This is a genomic window from Dysgonomonas mossii DSM 22836 (genome assembly GCF_000213575.1).
Lineage (GTDB): Bacteria > Bacteroidota > Bacteroidia > Bacteroidales > Dysgonomonadaceae > Dysgonomonas > Dysgonomonas mossii.
The window spans coordinates 33,109-54,340 of the sequence record NZ_GL892008.1; the positions used below are offsets into that span (position 1 = coordinate 33,109).

Annotated in this window: 18 protein-coding genes; 11 read left to right on the top strand and 7 right to left on the bottom strand. The window is 40.2% G+C overall.

Features of this window, described 5'->3' with window-relative positions; translation table 11 throughout:
- Nucleotides 1-50: 50 nt before the first annotated feature.
- Together HMPREF9456_RS11955 and HMPREF9456_RS11960 are read right to left on the bottom strand one after the other, a co-directional pair.
- Nucleotides 51-1,010 carry a FecR family protein gene (locus HMPREF9456_RS11955; RefSeq protein WP_006843795.1) on the bottom strand — a complete coding sequence of 320 codons (960 nt, stop codon included), beginning with the start codon at nucleotides 1,008-1,010 and terminating at the stop codon, nucleotides 51-53.
- Nucleotides 1,011-1,139: 129 nt separating this feature from the next.
- Nucleotides 1,140-1,709 carry an RNA polymerase sigma-70 factor gene (locus tag HMPREF9456_RS11960; protein WP_006843796.1) on the bottom strand — a complete coding sequence of 190 codons (570 nt, stop codon included), beginning with the start codon at nucleotides 1,707-1,709 and terminating at the stop codon, nucleotides 1,140-1,142.
- Between the two features lie 335 nt (nucleotides 1,710-2,044).
- Between HMPREF9456_RS11960 and HMPREF9456_RS11965 the strand changes: the two genes are divergently transcribed.
- The 3 genes from HMPREF9456_RS11965 (at nucleotide 2,045) to HMPREF9456_RS11975 (ending at nucleotide 5,843) form a co-directional block, all read left to right on the top strand.
- Entirely contained in the window at nucleotides 2,045-3,886 is a 1,842-nt protein-coding gene (locus HMPREF9456_RS11965; RefSeq protein WP_006843797.1) for an ABC transporter ATP-binding protein, read from the top strand.
- A 90-nt stretch (nucleotides 3,887-3,976) separates the two neighbouring features.
- Nucleotides 3,977-4,738 (top strand): tRNA (guanosine(46)-N7)-methyltransferase TrmB, encoded by a 762-nt coding sequence (gene trmB / locus HMPREF9456_RS11970; protein ID WP_006843798.1) that lies wholly within the window; start codon nucleotides 3,977-3,979, stop codon nucleotides 4,736-4,738.
- Nucleotides 4,731-5,843 (top strand): Mrp/NBP35 family ATP-binding protein, encoded by a 1,113-nt coding sequence (locus HMPREF9456_RS11975; RefSeq protein ID WP_006843799.1) that lies wholly within the window; start codon nucleotides 4,731-4,733, stop codon nucleotides 5,841-5,843. The genes trmB and HMPREF9456_RS11975 overlap by 8 nt, the downstream gene beginning before the upstream one ends.
- Nucleotides 5,844-5,963: 120 nt before the next feature.
- On the opposite strand, the gene HMPREF9456_RS11980 is transcribed toward HMPREF9456_RS11975, so the two are convergent.
- Both HMPREF9456_RS11980 and HMPREF9456_RS11985 read right to left on the bottom strand, forming a co-directional pair.
- The gene (locus HMPREF9456_RS11980) at nucleotides 5,964-6,353 is read right to left on the bottom strand and encodes a YybH family protein (RefSeq protein WP_006843800.1); all 390 of its coding nucleotides are present in this window, start codon (nucleotides 6,351-6,353) and stop codon (nucleotides 5,964-5,966) included.
- A gap of 164 nt (nucleotides 6,354-6,517) precedes the next feature.
- Nucleotides 6,518-7,390, bottom strand: coding sequence for an AraC family transcriptional regulator (locus tag HMPREF9456_RS11985; RefSeq protein WP_006843801.1), 873 nt, complete (start codon nucleotides 7,388-7,390; stop codon nucleotides 6,518-6,520).
- A gap of 170 nt (nucleotides 7,391-7,560) precedes the next feature.
- Between HMPREF9456_RS11985 and HMPREF9456_RS11990 the strand changes: the two genes are divergently transcribed.
- The 3 genes from HMPREF9456_RS11990 (at nucleotide 7,561) to HMPREF9456_RS12000 (ending at nucleotide 13,146) form a co-directional block, all read left to right on the top strand.
- Entirely contained in the window at nucleotides 7,561-8,322 is a 762-nt protein-coding gene (locus tag HMPREF9456_RS11990) for an amidohydrolase (protein ID WP_006843802.1), read from the top strand.
- Between the two features lie 425 nt (nucleotides 8,323-8,747).
- A complete protein-coding gene (locus HMPREF9456_RS11995; RefSeq protein ID WP_006843803.1) occupies nucleotides 8,748-11,168 on the top strand; it encodes a sodium-translocating pyrophosphatase in 2,421 nt (806 codons plus the stop codon).
- Between the two features lie 301 nt (nucleotides 11,169-11,469).
- A complete protein-coding gene (locus HMPREF9456_RS12000; protein WP_006843804.1) occupies nucleotides 11,470-13,146 on the top strand; it encodes a hypothetical protein in 1,677 nt (558 codons plus the stop codon).
- Nucleotides 13,147-13,214: 68 nt separating this feature from the next.
- Here the strand turns inward: HMPREF9456_RS12000 and HMPREF9456_RS12005 are convergent, their stop codons facing one another.
- A complete protein-coding gene (locus HMPREF9456_RS12005; protein ID WP_006843805.1) occupies nucleotides 13,215-13,658 on the bottom strand; it encodes a carboxymuconolactone decarboxylase family protein in 444 nt (147 codons plus the stop codon).
- A 229-nt stretch (nucleotides 13,659-13,887) separates the two neighbouring features.
- On the opposite strand from HMPREF9456_RS12005, the gene HMPREF9456_RS12010 reads away from it, so the two are divergent.
- Nucleotides 13,888-14,967, top strand: coding sequence for a baeRF3 domain-containing protein (locus HMPREF9456_RS12010; protein ID WP_006843806.1), 1,080 nt, complete (start codon nucleotides 13,888-13,890; stop codon nucleotides 14,965-14,967).
- A gap of 108 nt (nucleotides 14,968-15,075) precedes the next feature.
- On the opposite strand, the gene HMPREF9456_RS12015 is transcribed toward HMPREF9456_RS12010, so the two are convergent.
- Nucleotides 15,076-16,716: a fumarate hydratase gene (locus tag HMPREF9456_RS12015; RefSeq protein ID WP_006843807.1), complete on the bottom strand. Its 1,641-nt coding sequence runs from the start codon at nucleotides 16,714-16,716 to the stop codon at nucleotides 15,076-15,078.
- A gap of 220 nt (nucleotides 16,717-16,936) precedes the next feature.
- On the opposite strand from HMPREF9456_RS12015, the gene HMPREF9456_RS12020 reads away from it, so the two are divergent.
- On the top strand, nucleotides 16,937-17,950 hold the full coding sequence (locus HMPREF9456_RS12020; protein WP_006843808.1) for a hypothetical protein: 1,014 nt from the start codon (nucleotides 16,937-16,939) through the stop codon (nucleotides 17,948-17,950).
- Here the strand turns inward: HMPREF9456_RS12020 and purN are convergent.
- Nucleotides 17,947-18,519, bottom strand: coding sequence for a phosphoribosylglycinamide formyltransferase (gene purN / locus HMPREF9456_RS12025; protein ID WP_006843809.1), 573 nt, complete (start codon nucleotides 18,517-18,519; stop codon nucleotides 17,947-17,949). The genes HMPREF9456_RS12020 and purN overlap by 4 nt on opposite strands.
- A 154-nt stretch (nucleotides 18,520-18,673) precedes the next feature.
- Here purN and HMPREF9456_RS12030 point away from each other — a divergent pair, with 154 nt between their 5' ends.
- The 3 genes from HMPREF9456_RS12030 to rnc are packed head-to-tail and all read left to right on the top strand — an operon-like array spanning nucleotide 18,674 to nucleotide 21,072.
- Nucleotides 18,674-18,910, top strand: coding sequence for an acyl carrier protein (locus tag HMPREF9456_RS12030; protein ID WP_006798850.1), 237 nt, complete (start codon nucleotides 18,674-18,676; stop codon nucleotides 18,908-18,910).
- A gap of 21 nt (nucleotides 18,911-18,931) precedes the next feature.
- Complete coding sequence (gene fabF / locus HMPREF9456_RS12035) at nucleotides 18,932-20,194, top strand: beta-ketoacyl-ACP synthase II (RefSeq protein WP_006843810.1); 1,263 nt, start codon at nucleotides 18,932-18,934, stop codon at nucleotides 20,192-20,194.
- 5 nt (nucleotides 20,195-20,199) lie between these two features.
- Nucleotides 20,200-21,072, top strand: coding sequence for a ribonuclease III (gene rnc / locus HMPREF9456_RS12040; RefSeq protein WP_006843811.1), 873 nt, complete (start codon nucleotides 20,200-20,202; stop codon nucleotides 21,070-21,072).
- The last annotated feature ends 160 nt before the right edge of the window (nucleotides 21,073-21,232 follow it).

A 21,232-nucleotide genomic window follows, 5' to 3' on the forward strand; every position in this document is an offset into this window, starting at 1 on the left:
GTTACGATCAGGTATTTTTCATTGGCTTACATTTTAGAGTGATTGTATTTTTACTTGATATTAATGATATGGGTTTCAGGATCCCTTTGGTATTCAAATTTTATATCTCTTTGCAAAACACGTAACGCATAGTCGATGCCGTCTACAAAACGGAACTTACCGGTGTACGAATATTTGCCTACGTGCGTATTGTCTATATTGATTCTTAGTCCGTATATTTTTTCAAAGTCGCGCATAATACTGCCAAAAGAGGCATTATTGAAGCTGATCAATCCCTCTTTCCATCGGTAAACATCATAGTCTTCGATACCCGAAACCTCGAGCTTGCCATCTCTCAAAACCGCTCTGGTGTTGGGGCTGAGGGTCAACGACTGGCTAGGGTCGGACGTAAGATCTACCTTTACCTTACCATCCATCAGTGTGGCCACAAAATCGTCTTCACCCGAATATGCCATCACATCAAACTTGGTACCCAGTACGCTCACATTTCCTTTCGATGTTTCTACAATAAAGGGTTTATCCTCGTTGTGCACCACCTCAAAATAGGCTTGCCCATCGAGCTTTACGATACGTTGTTCTTTATTGAAAGATACAGGGTATTCTATTTTGGTACGGGCATTGAGCCATACTTGGGTACCATCGGGCAAGGAAAGGTTTACATATTGCCCGGCAGGAACACTGATAGACTGCATTCCATAGTCTTCATTGCTATTTTTTATTTGCATATACAGCAATCCGCTCATAAGCAAGATAGCAATAACAGCCGCCACTTTCATAAATGTACCGAACAGTATCCGTTTACGGTCTGCCGATGGTTCTTCTACCAATATGCTACTATCGGCAGTGATGCTGCTTGGGTCGTGATGCAAGATCAAGGCATCAAAAAGTTTTCTCTCCTGATAAAACTGCTCCTGATTCTGAGGCGATGCGTCAAACCATTCTTTTATTGTTTGATCTTCACTATCAGTAGTTAAACCTTCAAAAAACCTAAATAATAATTCTGAATCCATTTACTTTTTGCGACTATTTATATTTTGTCTATAAGAATGTCGTGTATAAGAATAACAACCGAAGGCCGTACATCCCTAGTCAAAATATTGTTAACAAATATTAAAATAAAATTAGCCTATAAATAAGAGCTACTTATTCAGAATAAAGAAAAGCGCTATCCACGCCGAAAGGTAATCTTTCAGGTTTAGCCGAAGCAAGCTCAGGGCTTTTGAGATGTGGAATTCAACTCCTTTGGTAGTGATGCCAAACATTTCGGCTATTTCTTTATGTGATTTTTCTTTGTAACGGCTCTCTACAAATATATCGATTGTGCGCTGTGGTAGTTTAGCCAGTGTGTCTCTCACAATCTGCTGTATCTCTTCCGAGAATATTTCTTCGGGGTCGCATGCTTCCAACGAACTGATACGTACATCGAGCTCCCATTGGGCATAACTGCCCATATCGGTAAGTATCCGGCTTCTGCGTTCTGTTTGTTTGAGATAGTTGAGGCATTTGTTTTTTATTATCGTCAATATATATGCCTCTATATTAGAATCTGCACTCAGGTTATCCTTATTGTCCCAATAAATCATGAAGGCCTCTGTGGTGAGGTCTTCTGCAACATCCATACTACGTACATACGAATTAGCAAAACGAACAAAGCGGCTATAGTATTTCGTAAAAAAACTATTAAACTTTGGATTTACAGGGTTAACCATTCATACATCATTTAGACAATACAAAAGTAGGAACTATTTAGAATATCAACTGTAAGATTACATTTTTTTGTAAATCTTTCACAACGGAAATAATAACACAAAATCTCACAGCAAAAGATTCGGTACAGCTATCGCATACCATTACCATACTCTATATTTGCCTTGCTTCACCCAATTAGGTACCAAATATCACAAAACATTTTCATTAAAACAACATATATGCCAATTATCTAAAATACCTGAAAGCTATTCTATAAATAAAGAATTATGGCTAACTTGCAGCCGTTTTTCGCCGGGATGTAAACCCCGACATTTTTTCACCCAAAAACTTTCTGATGAAAGACTTCATAACACTGATAAGGAGGTTTGTACCTCCATACAAAAGGCAAGTAGTACTAAATCTTGTGTTCAACATACTGAGTGCTATCCTCAATGTATTTTCTTTTGCGCTGATAGTACCTATACTCCGTATATTGTTTAAAGTAGACGAAAAGGTATACGAATACATGCCTGTAGATACATCCAGCATCAGCACAATGCTCAACTATAAGGTTCTCGAAAACAACTTCTACGCATACCTTTCGGATATGATGGCCACACACTCGGGCGGAATGGTATTGCTTGGCTTGGGACTAACCCTTGTGGTGATGACCTTATTCAAAACCGGCGCTACCTACCTCAGTGCTTATTATATCGTAGATGTTCGCACAGGTGTGGTACGGGATATCCGCAAAAAAATAAACGACAAAATACTATCGTTGCCTCTCGGCTTCTTCTCGGGAGAACGCAAAGGCGATATTATTGCACGTATGACAGGGGATGTAAACGAGGTGGAAAATTCGGTGATGAGTTCGCTCGATATGGTTACCAAAAACCCGATTATGATACTCGTATATCTGGGTACAATGCTTTTTATCAGCTGGGAGCTTACCATCTTCGTACTGATATTATTACCTATAGCCGGATACATTATGGGCAAGGTAGGCAAAAGCCTCAAACGCAGGTCGGTGACAGCACAAAACCAATGGGGAAGCCTTGTTTCGCAGATAGAGGAAACACTGGGCGGATTGCGCATCATCAAAGCATTCAATGCCGAGTCGAAGATGAAAACCCGTTTCGACTCGTCTAACAATATTTTCAGAAACATGTCGAACAAGATCGCTCGCCGCCAACAGATGGCGCACCCCATGAGCGAATTCTTGGGAACGATTGCTGTGGTTTGTGTACTTTGGTTTGGAGGAACGCTCATATTAGACGGATCGGGATCGATGGACGCATCGAAGTTTATTTATTACCTGACTATATTTTATCTGATCATCAATCCGGCCAAAGACCTATCCAAATCGGTTTACGCCATACAAAAAGGGATGGCTTCGGTTGAGCGTATCGACAAGATACTAAAAGCAGAGAATAACATAAAAAATCCTGCTAATCCGAAACCAATATCGCTAAAGGAATCTATCACCTACAGAAATGTAGAATTCAAATACGAAACCAGCCATTGGGTTATAAAGAATGTAAGCCTCACCATTCCTAAAGGGAAAACAGTTGCCCTTGTAGGACAATCGGGATCGGGCAAATCGACGATGGCAGACCTCCTACCCCGTTTTTATGACGTAAACAAGGGAGGTATCTATATTGACGATATAAACATCAAGGATGCCGATGTGCACGACCTACGTTCGCTGATGGGTAACGTAAATCAGGAAGCAATCCTTTTCAACGATACATTCTACAACAACATTGCTTTTGGCGTAGATGACGCCACAATGGAAAGAGTGGTAGAGGCTGCCAAGATAGCCAATGCCCACGACTTCATCATTGCGACAGAAGATGGGTACGAGACAAATATAGGCGACCGGGGCAGCAAACTGTCGGGCGGTCAACGCCAACGCATCAGTATTGCCCGTGCCATCCTCAAGAACCCTCAGATACTGATTCTCGACGAAGCCACATCGGCTCTCGACACCGAATCGGAACGCCTGGTACAGGATGCGCTCGACAACCTGATGAAGAACCGCACCACGCTGGTTATCGCTCACCGCCTTTCTACAATAAAGAATGCGGACGAAATATGTGTGATGCACGAAGGCGAGATTGTAGAACGTGGACATCACGACGAGCTGTTCGAAAAGAATGGCTACTATCGTAAACTGTGCGATATGCAGCAGTTTTGATATGCCAATGTGAAAATATGCCTATTGCCAATTTTGATTTCTTATACCATTGGCACATCGGCACATTAACCAATTATTAATTAATAATCAATGGGAAAAAATAAGCTTGCCAAATTTGCCAACATGGAGGAATACACACACGTATTCCAATATCCGTTTGCCGTTTTGCAGGAAAAAGGATTTGAGATGAAAGGAAGGTGGAACGAATTGTTTTTCAAGAACAATAATCCCATTGTCCTCGAACTGGGCTGCGGCAAAGGCGAATATACCGTAGGGCTTGCCAAGCTGTATCCGAACAAAAATTTTATAGGAGTAGATATAAAAGGCGCACGCATGTGGACAGGGGCAAAGCAGTCTCTCGAAGCCGGTATGCAGAATGTTGCATTCTTGCGCACGCACATCGAACTGATAACGCACTTCTTTGCAGCGGGCGAAGTATCGGAAATATGGATCACCTTCCCCGACCCGCAAATGAGCAAGGTAAACAAGCGAATGACCTCTACCCGCTTTATGAAGCTGTACCGTGAGATTTTGTCCGACAAGGGTATTGTACACCTCAAAACAGACAGCAACTTTATGTATACCTACACCAGCGAGATGGTAAAAGCAAACGCTTTGCCTGTACTATTCGAAACGGACGATCTGTATCACTCTCAGCTTGTGGACGATATACTTAAAATACAAACCTACTATGAACAACAATGGCTGGCAAGGGGTTTAAATATCAAGTATATAAAATTTGAATGTCAACATCGCGACCACTGGATAGAACCCGACATCGAGATCGAAAAAGACGACTATCGCAGCTTTGGGCGAAGTAATATATTAAATCAATCAACTAAAAATGGCTAATATATATCCTAAATTAATTATCGACGCACTGCGCAATGTGCGTTATCCCGGTACAGGGAAGGATATCGTAGAAATGGGATTTGTATCCGACGATATCCACATCGACGGAATGAAAGTGAGCTTTTCTCTACTTTTCGAAAAAGCGAACGACCCGTTTATCAAATCGATAGTAAAAGCTGCCGAAACAGCTATCCTGACTTACGTTGACCCCAATGTCGACATAAAAGGAAATATTGAAGTAAAAACCCAACAGGTAGAAGCACCCAAACCGGTGAAAGCACTGCCTCAGGTAAAAAATATCATTGCCATATCGTCCGGGAAAGGCGGTGTAGGAAAAAGTACCGTATCGGTAAATTTGGCGGTTGCCCTTGCCAACAAAGGCTACAAGGTGGGCTTGCTCGATGCCGATATCTTTGGACCTTCGTTACCCAAAATGTTTGACGAAGAGGAAGCACGCCCGTTTCTCGAACCGATTGACGGAAAAGAATACATCGTTCCGATAGAAAAGTATGGCGTAAAAATGCTTTCGATAGGTTTCTTTGTCAACAGAGACGACGCCGTAGTATGGCGTGGAGCAATGGCAGGCAATGCCTTGAAGCAACTGATAAACGACGGCAACTGGGGCGAACTCGATTATTTCCTTATCGACTTCCCACCCGGAACAAGCGACATCCACCTCACACTGGTGCAAACGCTTGCAATAACCGGGGCGGTAGTAGTCAGCACCCCTCAGCAGGTAGCACTTGCCGATGCCCGCAAGGGAATCAATATGTTTACCAACGAAAAGGTAGGTGTGCCTATTCTCGGGCTGGTAGAGAACATGGCATGGTTTACTCCTGCCGAACTGCCTGAAAACAAGTATTTCATCTTCGGCAAAGAAGGTGCAAAAAATCTGGCAGAAGAAATGAATGTACAATTACTAGGACAAATACCTATCGTACAAAGCATTTGCGAAGGTGGCGACAAGGGTGTGCCTGTAGCATTGAACGAAAATACGATCACGGGAATGGCGTTTGCGCATCTTGCCGACAACTTTATCAGTTCGGTAGAAAAACGCAATGCAGAAAAAGCCCCTACTCAAAAAGTAGAGATACATAATAGATAAGGTACAAGCTGAAGATATTTATCAGATCAATGATTAGAAGCATCTCCACTATTATAGTAGAGATGCTTCGTTTATAATAATAAGGTATAGGGAATAGACTATTAATGACAAGAAGTATTACTATCCCAACGGTTTTATCAGCGACCAGTGGTTATGGATTATTTTCCACTCAGCCTTGTCGTTCAATTGATACACTTCGGTACAATTCCATCGGTAAAGCTCTTCGCCGGAATAAGAAATCAGATTATAAGTCAGCACAGCCGTTTGTGGATATACTTGCACCACAGGGTCTATCATTTCGTAACGCTCTACCTGAAAATTATTTCTCATACTCTCATACAACTCTTTTATTCTCTCAAAGCCGTCAAGCCTTTTTTCCTGATACGGATCAAAATAGGTAAAGTCAGGAGAGTAAATAGCCAGATAACCGTCAGGGTTTCCTGTGTTCCAAAGTTCCAAAGCTGCAATCTCAATTGCGAGAATCTTGTTTTTGATGATTTCTTTATCCATGTTTTTTGTTATTAGATTATGTATTCTTTATCATTTCGCTTCTCTGTCATTCTGAGTGTAAGAAAGACTCCCTACTCATTTTAATAAAAGAGATGCTTATTAAGCAAAAATAGAGATCGTTTACCTATTTATCAGGATATAAACTACGGAGGAAATAGCACTTTTCAACGTTTTTCACTATTGCGATATTGCAGCGGTGTGGAGTGGGTATATTTTCTAAAAAAGCGAATAAAATAAGAAGAAGTCTCAAAATTAAGATGCTCGGCTATTTCAGATACAGACAAATTAGAATACGCCAGCATCTTTTTTGCTTCCGCAAGTATCTTATTCTGAATATAAAGCTTTGCATTTACACCCATCGCCTTTTTCACGATTGCATTCAGATAATTAGGTGTTATACACAGCTTGTCGGCATAATATGCAGTGTCGTGAAACTCCCTGAAGTCTTTATCTACTGCTTCTACAAAAGAATCGACATGCCTGCTCGGTGTTACCCGCATTTCGCTTTCACCTTCATTTTGCTTTTTGTATTCACGGTCGAGGAGCATCAGTATTTCATAAAGCAATGCCCTTAATATATGTTTGTCTTTCGACTGATAGTCTTGTATTTCGGCTGTTATATTGCCAACCAGATATGCTATCCGTTCCTTTATAGCAGCAATATTTATCTTATGGCTCTTTCTTTGTGTTCCGAAATAGGAAAGACTTTGCAAAAAGAGCGGGTCGTTGAAGAAAGAAAGCAGAAATTCACCTTCAAAGATTAGCGCATATCCATCGGGCGTATTGTCGCTTTTTATCCATGCACGCACATCTCCCGGCTTTGAAAAAACAACATCGCCGTTATCCAATGTGTACTTTGCATTGTTGATACCAAACGCCACATTATCACTCTCTATAAAAGTAATGTCATAATAAGACAATGTGTGCACAGGATCTTTTTGTATATACTTCTGTATATCTGCAAGCCTGACAACATCGATTAGGAGTTCTTCTCCGTATTTTGTTTTATGAAAATTATATGCAGGTATTGATTCCATTCGTTTTAACAATATACAAATCTACAAAAAATCGTTACAGATGATACGAAGCAAAAGCAAAATTCATTTCTGCCTGAAATTAAAATAGACTTTTACAAAATGTAACTTTTTTCTTTTATAGAAAATCTTTAACTTCGAAGCTAATATCATCAAATAAATATCTGATATACATGAACATTAAATTGCTGCAAACTGACATCGTATGGCAGAAGCCTGAAGCCAACAGAGAGCATGTCGAGAATTTGATAGATTCGTTATCAGATTCTACAGACCTTGTCGTTTTACCCGAAATGTTCACCACCGGTTTTTGCACATCGCCCAAAGGTGCCGCCGAAAAGGCTGACACAGATACACTGCTGTGGATGCAATCCATTGCCTTACGCCGCAATATGGCTTTGGCAGGAAGTGTAGCCATCGAAGAGAATGGAAAATACTACAACCGTCTATATTTCGTCAAACCCAACGGAAGCTATGTGACATACAACAAACGCCATCTGTTTACCTTTGCGGGAGAACATAAAGAATACACCGCCGGAGAAGAAAGAGTCGTTGTAGAATACCTCGGTTTCCGCATTCTGTTGCAAATATGTTATGATGTGCGCTTTCCTGTTTATTCACGCAACAGGGGCGACTATGACATGATAATATATGTAGCCAACTGGCCTACCGTGCGTCTCGATGCATGGAATACCCTTGTGCGGGCTCGTGCCATAGAAAACCTTTGTTATGTAGCAGCCGTAAACCGCACAGGAAGCGACCCTTATGTAGAATACAGCGGAGGAACAGCCCTTTATGACTTTATGGGAAAAACCATCGCCGAAGCCGGAACAGAAGAAGGTATTGTAAGCGGAACAATCGACATGCAGGATTTAATCAAATTCAGAAATAAATTTCCTGCCTTACAAGACGCAGATCAATTTAAACTAATATAAGATTTTGTCAAGCTGAGGAACGAAGCATCTCATCCGTTTATCGCAGGAAATTATTCCTTCTTACAACTGTAATTTGTTAAATCGAAACAAACTCAAGCAACAATAATTTTTGAAGGTATCCACCGCCTCATCAAGGTAATTGGCTTATTACTAAGCAAAATATGTTGTTTAACATATAAAAAACATCATAAAACAAGCATGGAGGCGAGCCAAATGTTAATTTAACTCCTCCATTGTTATTTTTACTTAAAACGTTTTTTTAACGGTAAGAAAATCAACAAAAAATAGATCGAAAAAGGATTAAATTTTGTAAATTCAAAACAATTTTTAGTTCGGAGCGGAAACTGATAAACAAACATATTTTCAGTTGGTATTTTAGGGAGAGAGTATGTTTGTTATTGTCTATCTAAATACAATTTTTTATCATGAAAAAACTAAAAAATGTTGGTCTACTGATTGGTCTGCTTCTTGGTGTTAACCTATCTACGTTTGCAAGCGAAGCCGACCTGGCGATTCCTGATCTCCATGAGGGCACCTTCCACATCTTTGGAACTGCGATTACTTCATGGGATTTTTTATTTTATGGTGCCCTGATCATTGCTGGAACATTATGTTTCAGTCTTCTCTTGTTCCGTCAGATCAAGAGATTACCTGCTCACGACTCTATGCTCAAAGTAGCTGCTACTATTTACGCCACTTGCCGGACATATCTGATCCAGCAAGGTAAATTCCTTCTGATGTTGTTTGCATTGATTGCCCTTGTGCTATGCATCTACTTCTTCGGATTGATCGGGCAGTCTTTCGGGGTTGTTATTCAAGTCTTGTTATTCTCCATTGTAGGTATGGCAGGGTCTTACACTGTGGCTTGGTTTGGTATTCGTGTAAATACCTATGCCAATGCACGCACCGCATTTGCTTCGTTAAAAGGACGTCCGTTGGATGTCGTTAATATACCGTTGAAGGCCGGCATGAGCGTCGGTCTGTTCCTCATCTCTCTTGAGCTGGTACTTATGGTTATTATTCTTCTTTTTGTGCCTCGCGAAATAGTAGGTATCTGTTTCTTGGGATTTGCCATTGGCGAATCGCTTGCAGCAAGTGCTTTGCGTATTGCCGGAGGTATCTTTACCAAAATTGCCGACATCGGTTCCGACTTGATGAAGGTTGTTTTCAAAGTGAAAGAAGACGATCCCCGCAATCCGGGCGTGATAGCCGACTGTACGGGCGACAATGCCGGTGACAGTGTAGGCCCTACAGCCGACGGATTTGAAACATACGGTGTAACAGGGGTTGCTCTGATTGCATTTATCACATTAGCCGTAGAAGATCCGCATATTCAGGCTAAACTGATAGTATGGATATTCGGAATGCGTTTTTTGATGGACTTTTTGTCGGGCTGTGCATTCTTTATCAATCAGGCTATATCGAAAAGACTATACGGAAATAAAAAGGAATTCGACTTCGAATCTCCTTTGATGCGCCTCATCATTATCGCTGCTGTTCTTTGTATCTCTGCGAGCTTCTTTATGAGCCACCTTTTGTTGGGCGATATGGTAGAAATCACAGGCAACCCGGCAAATGGCAGCCTTTGGTGGAAATTGGCAATTATTATCAGCTGCGGTACACTTGCTGCGGTATTGATTCCTGAGTTTACGAAGTTCTTTACCAGTTCCAAATCGAAACATGTGAAAGAAATCGTCACCGCTTCACGCGAAGGAGGCCCGTCACTGAATATTCTATCGGGTATTGTAGCCGGTTATTTCGGGGCATTCTGGACAGGATTGCTCATCGCAGCGCTGATGACAGGTGCATTCTTTACCGCACAGATGGGATTGGACGCCATATTAGGCCCTCACGCCTCTATCTTTGCATTCGGGTTGGTTGCATTCGGTTTCTTATGTATGGGCCCTGTAACCATTGCCGTAGACAGCTATGGCCCTGTAACAGACAATGCCCAATCGGTATTCGAATTGTCTCAAATAGAAAGCATACCGAATATATCTGAAGAGATAAAGAAAGATTATGGCTTTACTCCTAATTTTGAAAACGGAAAACATTTTCTCGAAGCAAATGACTCGGCAGGAAACACCTTTAAGGCTACAGCCAAGCCGGTATTGATCGGAACAGCCGTAGTAGGTGCTACAACAATGATATTCTCCATCATCTTGCTGCTCGAAAAAGTAGGGCTGCTGAAACTGTCTCTAACCGATGCGCCGGTACTCCTCGGGCTTATCTGTGGTGGTGCGGTTATCTTCTGGTTTAGTGGTTCTTCTATGCAAGCCGTTACCACAGGTGCTTATCGTGCTGTAGAATTCATCAAACGCACATTCGACATCACAAAAAAAGAAGCCGACATCGAAGATTCTATCGCCGTGGTGAAGATTTGTACCCAATATGCACAAAAAGGGATGTGGAACATATTTATCGCCCTTATTTCGCTCACGTTGGCGTTTGCATTCCTCGACCCTAACTTCTTTGTGGCTTACCTTGTGTCTATCGCCGTATTCGGATTGTTCCAAGCCATCTACATGGCCAATGCGGGAGGTAGCTGGGATAACGCTAAGAAAGTAGTAGAAGTAGACCTAAAAGAAAAGAATACCCCGCTGCACGAAGCGGCAGTGATAGGCGATACAGTGGGCGACCCATTTAAAGATACTTCGTCCGTATCACTAAATCCTATCATCAAGTTCTCTACCCTATTTGGTTTGTTGGCGACAGAAATCTGTATAGAAATGCGCTCCAACCCTGACAGCGATTATTCTATATTTATCGCTATACCATTCTTAATTCTGGGCTTGGTATTTGTTTGGCGTTCATTCTATAAGATGAGGATTCCGATAAATAAATGAAGGCGAATTGCAAAGTGGCAGTATAGAGGTTTGATAAATAAAACCTCAATAAGATTTTTTACAATAGAGGTATTTCAGTTGAAATACCTCTATTTTTATACTAAAAATCTATATGAATTTTCCACAGAGTATTTAGTATTAATAGATTTGAGAGGTCGATGGTTTAATTTTCTCACAGCTCTTTAAAATTATAAATTAATAAATATTTAGTAAAAAAATACAATAATTTAATATTTATTTACTTAATTTATTGTCAGTAATTAAACATTCGTTGAAGTCAAACCTGATAAAAATTAATATTATGAAAAAAACTATCTTTTTTTTATCGCTTCTTTTTATTGTTAGTTGCACCGACAACAACATCGAAGATCTTGCAGAAACACAAAACACAAAAAATTTAAAAAGTGGCTTAGTTATTAATCCTGGAGAATGGGAGAGTTGGACTGAAATTAAAATCCCAAATATATCGAACAAAGTACATGTACCATGGAACAATGCATACTCAATGTCTAACATTCCAGATGATGTAAGAAAAGATATTAAGGCGGAAGATGGATGGATATTGCTACGCAATACTACGATTGAAAACAAATCATTATATAATTATCTTATTTTTTATAATCGATTCACCGGCACTCTGAAAGGATTTTATTATTTAGAAACAGCAACTGTCGGAAACAACGGCTATTGGAATATTACGTTTGATGGAGGAACTAATAAATTAATTAATAATCAAGATGGATTTTTCACATATTCGCAAAATTCTCTAAAAAGACCTGAATGTGTAAATGTTATGAATATAACAAAAAATCCTACAAAAGGATTTACTATTGGATGGAATTGTTTTCAGGTTGAACTAGCCTTTGATCAGAATCAACCAAATCTAACATTGACAATAGATGCCTATCAACAAAATATTACCACTATTAAAATAGAAGGAAGCTACGAGTCAACTTCATCAGGCACATTAATTAGTTCTACAGCATCAAATAATTCTTCGGATCCTTTTTCGAAAAGTACATTAACTGCACTTTCGGATAGTGCTAAATCTTGGATAGTAAGAAACATAAGCTTAGGAGGAGATAACAGACCTATTAAAAATGTAGCTTCTTCTACATTACAATCAATTATAAGTGGAAATTTTAAAGCATTATTTGATCTAGGGACAAACGCCATATTTGGTTCGTTTCTGGGTGGAACGAGCAATAGTACGACTAACTATACCCTCCAATTCAAAACTTCAGGAAAAGTCCTTCTTGAGGGCAAAGCTCAGGGCCCTACAGTGACCACCATACCTCCTTTACAAATGGCAATAAATTCATCTGAAAAGCTGGGTATTTGGAATTTGATTGATCCACCAACTATCGAAATCGGAGAGTATGCTGAAATGACAAGGTATTCAATACTATCTAATCAAACAGCAATTAGCTATAACATTATTAAGACACTGAATACCGCACCATCGAATATCTCAATAAATCCAGATATAAAAAATTACATGGATAATTTAACAATAAGCCATGCTGCATCTCAAGGGTATTTACCTGGAGAAAACTATAATACAACAAGTGTATCTAAAAGCAAATTGAAACCAATTAATTCAATACGTGTAACTTCTATAAGCAATAAATATACAGATTTGCTTTATGATGACGGCAAAACAAAAATAGCATTACACTCAAATTGGTATAGCCCAACTATGAATTTTGAATGTATAGGATTAACTAATTTACCAACTTGGAGAAGCAATAGTACACAGAAACCGGTTATTTATCTTTTAAGACATTATCTTGATGGAAAGTTACAGATTGACCCTGAAGATATAAAAGTAACAGTAAGCTATACTATAACTGTAAATGGGGTTAAAAAAACATTTAAATCGATTAGAACATATGATCCGGAATATAAATTTGTGTATAGTGGTTTCTCTTGTAGACCATACAGTTGGACATGGAATGAGATACATCAAATAAAATAGAATACACTAGATCAGAAGAACAAATAGGGATAATCTTTACCGATTATCCCTATTGTTTGTTTAAGCGATTAGTCTATCGGCAGTTCTGTGGATATGGCAATCCTGTTCCAACCATTGATAACTACCGCAGCCATTATTACCTCAGCGAGCTTGGATACTCCCAATACCTTTTCTGCGTGTTGATATGTTTCAGCCGAAACACCGCCTTTGCTGATAAGGGTAATCTCTTCTGTCAGACGAAGTATTGCCTTCTCGCTTTCAGAATATAAATCACCTGCTTCATGCCATGCGTTCAGCAAATAGATGCGCTGCTCGGTCTCCCCGATTTTACGAGCATCACGGGTATGCATGTTCAGGCAAAAGGCACAACCATTGATTTGCGAAGCTCTTATTTTAATCAACTCCTTTTCGATAGGAGTCAGAGATGTTTGTTGTAAAGCATTTTCGAGAGACATCATTGCTTTGTATAACTCGGGAGCCGCTTTGTACATATTCAATCTTTTATTTTCCATTTTCGATATCTTTTTTGAATTAGTAATACAAAATTAGCCATTCCGATAGACTAGAATCTTAAACTGGTTTAAGAAAGAGATCTTTCTCTATCCATCGACAGAAAAAGAGATTAAAAAAACATAATGTTATGAAAAAGAAGCTATTTCAGAGGGGTTCTCAATCTCCTCGATTGAAAAAAAACGGTTTTTTTTTCGTATATTACTAGCGTAATTACAAAACAAATATATTATGGCATTAAAAGAAAAGATAAAAAAACTGGCAACTGTAACAGCAGGGCCTTGTGTTAGCATCTCTCTTAATACGCACAGAACACGCCCTGCCAGCGATAAAGATAAAATATTGTTGAAAAACCTGCTTTCGCAAGCAGAAAAGCAAATAGTTGCCGAATATGGAAAAAGAACAGTAGCTCCCCTTCTGGAGAAGATAGCGACTGTGGAAAATAGAGTGAACGAGAACAACAATCTCGACAGCCTTCATGTATTCTTATCGAACGATATGGAGGAAATCATCAGAACGTCGTGGACTGTACCCGAAGATAGGTTAAATGTTAGCAGTACATTTAATCTGCGCCCCCTGATAAAAGCGTACAACCGCAGTAAAGAATACCTGATACTTGTATTATCGCAAGGAGGGGTACAGCTATACAAAGCTTTAGGAGATGGAATTGAAGAAGAAGTAAAGAGCGATGGGTTTCCGTTTGAAGGATCGCCGTATTACATACCCAACAGGGCAGAGAGAAGCGATGCCAAACGTGTAGACGACCTTGTCCGTGAGTTCTTCAATCAGGTTGATAAAGCCGTGGTGAAGGTGAATCAGGAAACCGAGCTGGAGTGTGTCGTTGTTTCTACCGAAGACAATTTCAGCAAACTGATGCAAGTAGCCGATAAGCCCGACATCTATATAGGATACACATCGATAGACTACAACAACTCGAAGCCGCACGATGTAGTAAAACCCGGCTGGGAGATAATGAAGCAGTATATGCATGAACACAGGTCGGAAGCCATTGTAGAAATGAAAGAAGCAATATCCAAGCATAAAGTTCTTACCGATTTACAGGAAATCTACCGGGCTGCAATAGATGGAAATGGCGAGATGCTGATCGTATACGACAAGTTTTCGCAACCCGTGAGGATGATAGATGAGCGGAACTTCGAACTGGTACAAGATACCAATCAGCCGGACGTAATCAATGACATTGTGAGCGAAATAGCATGGGAAGTAGTATCTAAAGGCGGAAAAGTGTTTTTCACCATGCAAGACGAAATAAAGGAATTGGACAAGATAGCCCTTAAAACAAGATATTAAGTTGTAAGTTGTCTAAAGAGAGGAATCTTCCGTATAAAAAAATAAGCGGGTATCATTCATTTGATATCCGCTTATTCACTCACATAGACTGCTTGCTTATAGTATATATTAGCTCATAGAGCAGTTAATCGGTTTCAATTGTTTGAAGAAGTCATTGCCCTTGTCGTCTACCAAGATGAACGCAGGAAAATCTTCTACTTCTATTTTCCATATTGCTTCCATTCCCAATTCAGGATATTCGAGACACTCAAGGCTCTTTATGCTATTCTGAGCAAGTATTGCAGCCGGGCCGCCGATACTTCCCAAATAGAATCCGCCATGTTTGTGACAAGCATCGGTTACCTGCTGGCTACGGTTACCTTTAGCAATCATTATCATGCTGCCGCCATTAGCTTGGAATGCGTCTACATACGAGTCCATACGTCCTGCAGTAGTTGGCCCCATCGAACCGCTTGCATATCCTTTAGGCGTTTTTGCAGGTCCTGCATAGTAGATCGGATGATCTTTGATGTATTGAGGAAGCCCTTCACCCTTATCGATACGTTCTTGAAGTTTAGCATGGGCAATATCACGTCCTACGATGATTGTACCTGTGAGTGACAAACGTGTAGAAACAGGATATTTAGACAGCTCTTCAAGTATTTCTTTCATCGGACGGTTGAGGTCTATTTTCACACCTCCTGCTTCGCCGGCATTACGCAATTCTTCAGGAATAAGCCTTGTTGGATTATCTTCCATTTTTTCGAGCCATATACCGTCTTTGTTGATCTTTCCTTTTATGTTTCTGTCGGCCGAACAAGAAACCCCCATGCCCACAGGACAAGATGCACCGTGACGTGGCAAACGAACCACACGGATATCGTGAGCAAAGAATTTACCGCCAAATTGCGCTCCAAGCCCTAGCTCCTGAGCAGCCTTCAGTAGTTTGGCTTCCATTTCCAAATCACGGAACGCACGTCCGCCTTCGTTACCCGAAGTAGGAAGACCATCATAATATTTAGTAGAAGCCAGTTTAACGGTTTTCAGATTGGTTTCGGCTGATGTACCGCCAATCACAAATGCGATATGGTAAGGAGGACATGCTGCTGTACCCAACGATTTCATTTTTTCGATCAGGAACGGCTCCAGCTTCTCAGGTGTAAGCAATGCTTTTGTTTCCTGATAGAGATATGTTTTGTTTGCAGAACCACCACCCTTAGCTACAAAAAGGAATTTATATTCATTTCCGTTTACGGCATACAGGTCTATTTGCGCAGGCAGGTTGGTTCCTGTATTCACCTCATTGTACATATCCAGAGGCGCATTTTGCGAATAGCGCAAATTGTCTTCGGTAAATGTATTGTACACCCCCTTCGACAAGGCTTCCTCGTCGTTGCCGCCTGTCCACACATTTTGCCCTTTCTTACCCATAATGATGGCTGTTCCTGTATCCTGACAGAAAGGGAGCACCCCTTTTGCCGAAATCTCGGAGTTGCGCAGGAATGTAAGCGCCACAAATTTATCATTGTCGCTGGCATCGGGGTCAGACAATATCTTTGCCACCTGCTCTTGATGCTCGGGGCGTAATAAGAATTCTACATCGTGAAAAGCATGTTGCGCCAGTAAAGTAAGAGCTTCAGGTTGTACTTTCAATATCTCTTGTCCTTCAAAATTAGCTGTAGAAACATGATCTTTCGAGAGTAAATAATACGCTGTGGTATCCTTCTCTAATGGAAACGTCTCTTGGTACTTAAATGATGGTGTTGCCATGATTAATATTTTAATAGTTGATTTATTTTACGCAAAAGTACGAAAATAAAGGCAGTGTTTCAAGCATAAGAAGTTTATAAAAAATTAAAAACCCACCTTATTTATACTAAAAAATGTAAGACCCATTATCATTCACGAAAAATCTTGTATATTTGCGCATTATATACTTAAGTAAAAGAATATTGACGTATATATAAATTTCAAAAGCGAACACAAACAAATGAATATAAGCAAATATATCATACTCGTTTTGATAGCATCACTCCTTCCTTTTTTAGCTTATGCCCAGAAAAAAGGAAACAAATATATAGTGACTACAAAAGACACAACGCTGATCGTTAGCAACAGAGGCGAAAAAGACCCCCAGAACAAATTTTTGTTTAATAAAATGGGAGCGGACGCAGATTCCGTTTCAGCTATCCTTAAGTCAGACTATAACTCGCTCGAAGGTGCACTTATGGACATCGACAGGCTGATAGGACAAATAGAAAAAGACCAGATTCTCTTGAAAACGGGCAACACAAGCTTAGCTTATCGTTTGTCGAAAGCCAATATAGATAGCCGCGACAAAGAAAAGAGAGCACGCATAATAGCGGATAGCATCCAGCAGGAAATGCTGAAAAAATCTGCCGACGAGTTGGCTCAGGAATATGTTAAGTATGGCAACAAACCTTTATACTTTATCAATGGCACAAGGGTACAGTCCGAAGTTGTAGACCGGCTATCGCCTAACGATGTAGTGAAGCGTGATTTCATAATACAAAATACAGCATCGGGCAATCCGAATGGCGAAGTATGGATTACCGTTACCGAGAGGGCAATCAACAAGCTCAATTTGTGGGCAGCCGAGAAAAGCTCCGACAATTACGTGTATCCGTCACCGATAATGCCAACACCAACAGTAAATACCAAAATAATAGACAAGAAAGAGGAAAAAGCTCCTAAACGTTCTGTAAGAAGAATAAAGGCTGATAGGGCAGACCAGTATAACGACAATCGACAGACTGTAACATCGCCTGTATATCAGCCCGAACCGACAACGACAGAGCAACAAACGAACAATCCTGTTCAGCAGCCGACACAAGGTGCAGCAGATAAGAATATTAAAACAAAAAAAGATAACACCTCAGTGCTTAGTGGCGACCGACGGACTATCGTAAGAGCCAGAACGGTGAACAACGAAGAGGTGAAAGTAAACGAGCCTGAAGGCAATACAGAAAACCAATCGAATTAGAAGGTCTGATCTAAGACACTGGAAATAACAACCGGAAAGTGCGTATACTCAAGTGTATGCACTTTTTTTGCGACATCTTCATAGGTATCACTTTTCAGCACAGGGCATTTTGCCTGAAAAATAATAGCCCCCTCATCGTAATTCTCATTCACATAATGTATCGTAATGCCCGACTCTGTTTCTCCGGCTTCTACTACAGCCTTATGAACATTGTCGCCATACATCCCCTTTCCCCCAAACTTAGGTAAAAGCGCTGGATGGATATTCACTATCTTACCGGGATATGCTTCTAATATATTGTCGGGAACTTTGAGTAGGAAACCTGCAAGAACAATAAAGTCTATTTTATTCTCTTTCAGGCAGTCGAGCACAGCATCAGATGTTTCGAACTCGTTTTTGGAGAAGGTAACCGATTTTATCCCCAGCTTCTTTGCACGCTCGTGCACATAAGCATCTTTCTTATTTGATATTATAAGGGGAATGGAAACAGTGTTACTCTCTGCGAAGTAGTTTGCGATGTTCTCGGCATTAGATCCTGAACCTGAGGCAAAAATAGCGATTTTAATCATGAGTGTTTTTTAGCGATTATGCACACAAGTAAAAAATATGTGCAATTTTAACTATTTTATCCATAAAATATTTGTTACATATGGATAAAAAACTGTTACTTTGCATCGACAAAATTAAAAATAAAAAATTTATTATTAATCAAAACTAAAAATTATGTCAGAAGTAGCATCAAAAGTGAAAGCAATCATTGTTGATAAGTTAGGTGTAGAAGAGTCTGAAGTTACTGATACTGCTAGCTTTACAAATGACTTGGGAGCAGATTCACTTGACACAGTAGAATTAATCATGGAATTTGAAAAAGAATTCGGTATTTCTATTCCAGATGATCAGACTGAAAAAATCGCTACAGTGGGAGATGCTGTCTCTTACATTGAAGCAAATGCAAAATAATCTTTTTTCCAATAGTCATTTATGGAATTTAAAAGAGTAGTAGTAACAGGTCTAGGCTCGGTAACTCCGTTAGGCAACGATGTCCCAACTACTTGGGAGAATGCTTTGAAAGGAATGAGTGGGGCTGGACCTATTACTCATTTTGATGCGTCAAAATTTAAAACACAGTTTGCTTGCGAAGTTAAAGATTTCGATCCGTCGGGATTGATGGATAGAAAAGAAATCCGCAAGTGTGACAGATATACATTACTGGCTATCGGTTCGTCCGAAGAAGCCATAAAAGATTCAAAACTTGATTTTGAAAATGAAAACTGTGACAGAATCGGTGTTATATTTTCGGCAGGTATAGGTGGTATCAAGACTTTTGAAGAAGAAGTTGCATACTACTATACACACGAAGATATGGGGCCTAAGTTCAACCCGTTCTTTATCCCTAAGATGATTTCGGATATTGCAGCAGGATTGATTTCGATACGTCACGGTCTTCGTGGACCTAACTTTGGAACTGTTTCTGCCTGTGCTTCATCTACACATAGCTCTATCATCGCATTCGACCAAATCCGTTTGGGCAAAGCAGATGTAATGGTAGTGGGAGGAGCCGAAGCAGCAATCACTCCGGCGGGTGTTGGTGGTTTTAACGCAATGACAGCTTTGTCTACACGCAACGATTCTCCTCAAACAGCATCTCGTCCGTTCAGCAAGAGTCGCGACGGGTTTGTAATAGGAGAAGGTTCGGCATGTCTTATTTTCGAAGAATTGGAACATGCACTTGCACGTGGAGCAAAAATATATGCTGAAGTTGTAGGAGGCGGAATGTCTGCCGACGCTTATCACCTCACAGCATCACATCCCGAAGGACTGGGTGCGAAACTAGTAATGAAAAATGCACTTGAAGATGCTCACATGAGCCCAACTGAGCTTGATTACGTAAACGTACATGGAACATCAACTCCGGTTGGCGACCCATCAGAAATCAAAGCAATCAAAGAGGTATTTGGTGAGCATGCTTATAACCTGAATATCAGTTCTACAAAATCCATGACAGGCCACCTCTTAGGTGCTGCGGGAGCGTTGGAAGCAATGTTCTGCGTACTGTCGGTACAGAATGATATAATTCCGCCGACAATCAACTTCACCGAAGGAGACGAAGATCCTGAAATTGATTATAAGCTGAACCTAACATTTAGTAAGGCTGAGAAAAGGACTGTAAACGCAGCTCTCTCAAACACATTCGGTTTTGGAGGACATAATGCTTGTATAATAGTAAAGAAGTTCAAGAAATAAGTCGCGTGCTTAGAAAGATATATCGTGGAATAAGGCTTCTTCCTAAAAGAGGGAAGGAGCCTTATGTTTCTTTTTACAAAATATTTGGGTTCTATCCGTACAACATAACGCTCTATGAGCAAGCTCTTTTGCACAAATCATCTTCTATAAAGTTGAAAGACGGCAAATGGATCAACAACGAGCGGCTCGAGTTTTTGGGCGATGCCATCCTCGATGCTATTGTTGCCGATATTGTATTCAAGGAGTTTGAATATAAGAAAGAAGGATTCCTTACCAATATGCGTTCGAAGATCGTCCAACGTGAAACTTTAAACAAATTAGCACTCGAACTGGGTATCGACAAACTAATAAAAACATCTGCCCGCAATACAACACCCAATACCCACATGTATGGCAACGCACTGGAGGCATTGATAGGTGCTATCTATTTAGATCAGGGATACAGGGTGTCGAAGAAGTTTGTTCTCGAACGCCTCATCAAAGAACATCTGAATATTGATACAGTAGCCGAGCAGGAGGCAAACTACAAGTCGCGACTGATAGAATGGAGCCAAAAGCAAAAAATATCGGTTAGCTTCGATCTCGTCGACAGCTTTGTAGACGAAAACAATACCCCTATTTTCAAGACTGCCGTTGTGATACTCGGCGAGCAAGCCGGACTAGGTACAGGCTACTCGAAGAAAGAATCGCAACAGAAGGCAGCAAAAGAAGCTTTCAACAAGCTTCAACGTGACAACAATTTCCGCAACCACATACTGCAACTGTATGAGAAACAGCAGCAATTGCAAAACGAAGTATATGTGAATATGCAAGACAAAGCGGAAAAAGAAGTAGAGGCGGAAGCTAAAACCGAATCCGAAGCGATTTCGGAAAAGTAATCCTACTTTCCATCCTTTATTTTAGCAATATTCATCGAACAAATCATCCTGTTTGTCGAACTTGCTTGTTTTTTCTTCCTAAAGATTATAATATTATTGTCTTAATTCACACAAGACCAATAATATGAATTCTAGAAAAATCTTTACTTTATTTTTTACA

Excerpts from the sequence above, each read along its gene's own strand:
- HMPREF9456_RS11995 (WP_006843803.1), top strand. The coding sequence starts at position 8,748 with ATGAAAAAACTAAAAAATGTTGGTCTACTGATTGGTCTGCTTCTTGGT.
- HMPREF9456_RS11980 (WP_006843800.1), bottom strand. The coding sequence starts at position 6,353 with ATGGATAAAGAAATCATCAAAAACAAGATTCTCGCAATTGAGATTGCA.
- trmB (WP_006843798.1), top strand. The coding sequence starts at position 3,977 with ATGGGAAAAAATAAGCTTGCCAAATTTGCCAACATGGAGGAATACACA.
- HMPREF9456_RS12020 (WP_006843808.1), top strand. The coding sequence starts at position 16,937 with ATGAATATAAGCAAATATATCATACTCGTTTTGATAGCATCACTCCTT.
- HMPREF9456_RS12010 (WP_006843806.1), top strand. The coding sequence starts at position 13,888 with ATGGCATTAAAAGAAAAGATAAAAAAACTGGCAACTGTAACAGCAGGG.
- HMPREF9456_RS11985 (WP_006843801.1), bottom strand. The coding sequence starts at position 7,390 with ATGGAATCAATACCTGCATATAATTTTCATAAAACAAAATACGGAGAA.
- fabF (WP_006843810.1), top strand. The coding sequence starts at position 18,932 with ATGGAATTTAAAAGAGTAGTAGTAACAGGTCTAGGCTCGGTAACTCCG.
- HMPREF9456_RS11955 (WP_006843795.1), bottom strand. The coding sequence starts at position 1,010 with ATGGATTCAGAATTATTATTTAGGTTTTTTGAAGGTTTAACTACTGAT.
- HMPREF9456_RS11960 (WP_006843796.1), bottom strand. The coding sequence starts at position 1,709 with ATGGTTAACCCTGTAAATCCAAAGTTTAATAGTTTTTTTACGAAATAC.
- HMPREF9456_RS12005 (WP_006843805.1), bottom strand. The coding sequence starts at position 13,658 with ATGGAAAATAAAAGATTGAATATGTACAAAGCGGCTCCCGAGTTATAC.
- HMPREF9456_RS11990 (WP_006843802.1), top strand. The coding sequence starts at position 7,561 with ATGAACATTAAATTGCTGCAAACTGACATCGTATGGCAGAAGCCTGAA.
- purN (WP_006843809.1), bottom strand. The coding sequence starts at position 18,519 with ATGATTAAAATCGCTATTTTTGCCTCAGGTTCAGGATCTAATGCCGAG.
- HMPREF9456_RS12030 (WP_006798850.1), top strand. The coding sequence starts at position 18,674 with ATGTCAGAAGTAGCATCAAAAGTGAAAGCAATCATTGTTGATAAGTTA.
- HMPREF9456_RS12015 (WP_006843807.1), bottom strand. The coding sequence starts at position 16,716 with ATGGCAACACCATCATTTAAGTACCAAGAGACGTTTCCATTAGAGAAG.
- HMPREF9456_RS12000 (WP_006843804.1), top strand. The coding sequence starts at position 11,470 with ATGAAAAAAACTATCTTTTTTTTATCGCTTCTTTTTATTGTTAGTTGC.
- HMPREF9456_RS11965 (WP_006843797.1), top strand. The coding sequence starts at position 2,045 with ATGAAAGACTTCATAACACTGATAAGGAGGTTTGTACCTCCATACAAA.
- HMPREF9456_RS11975 (WP_006843799.1), top strand. The coding sequence starts at position 4,731 with ATGGCTAATATATATCCTAAATTAATTATCGACGCACTGCGCAATGTG.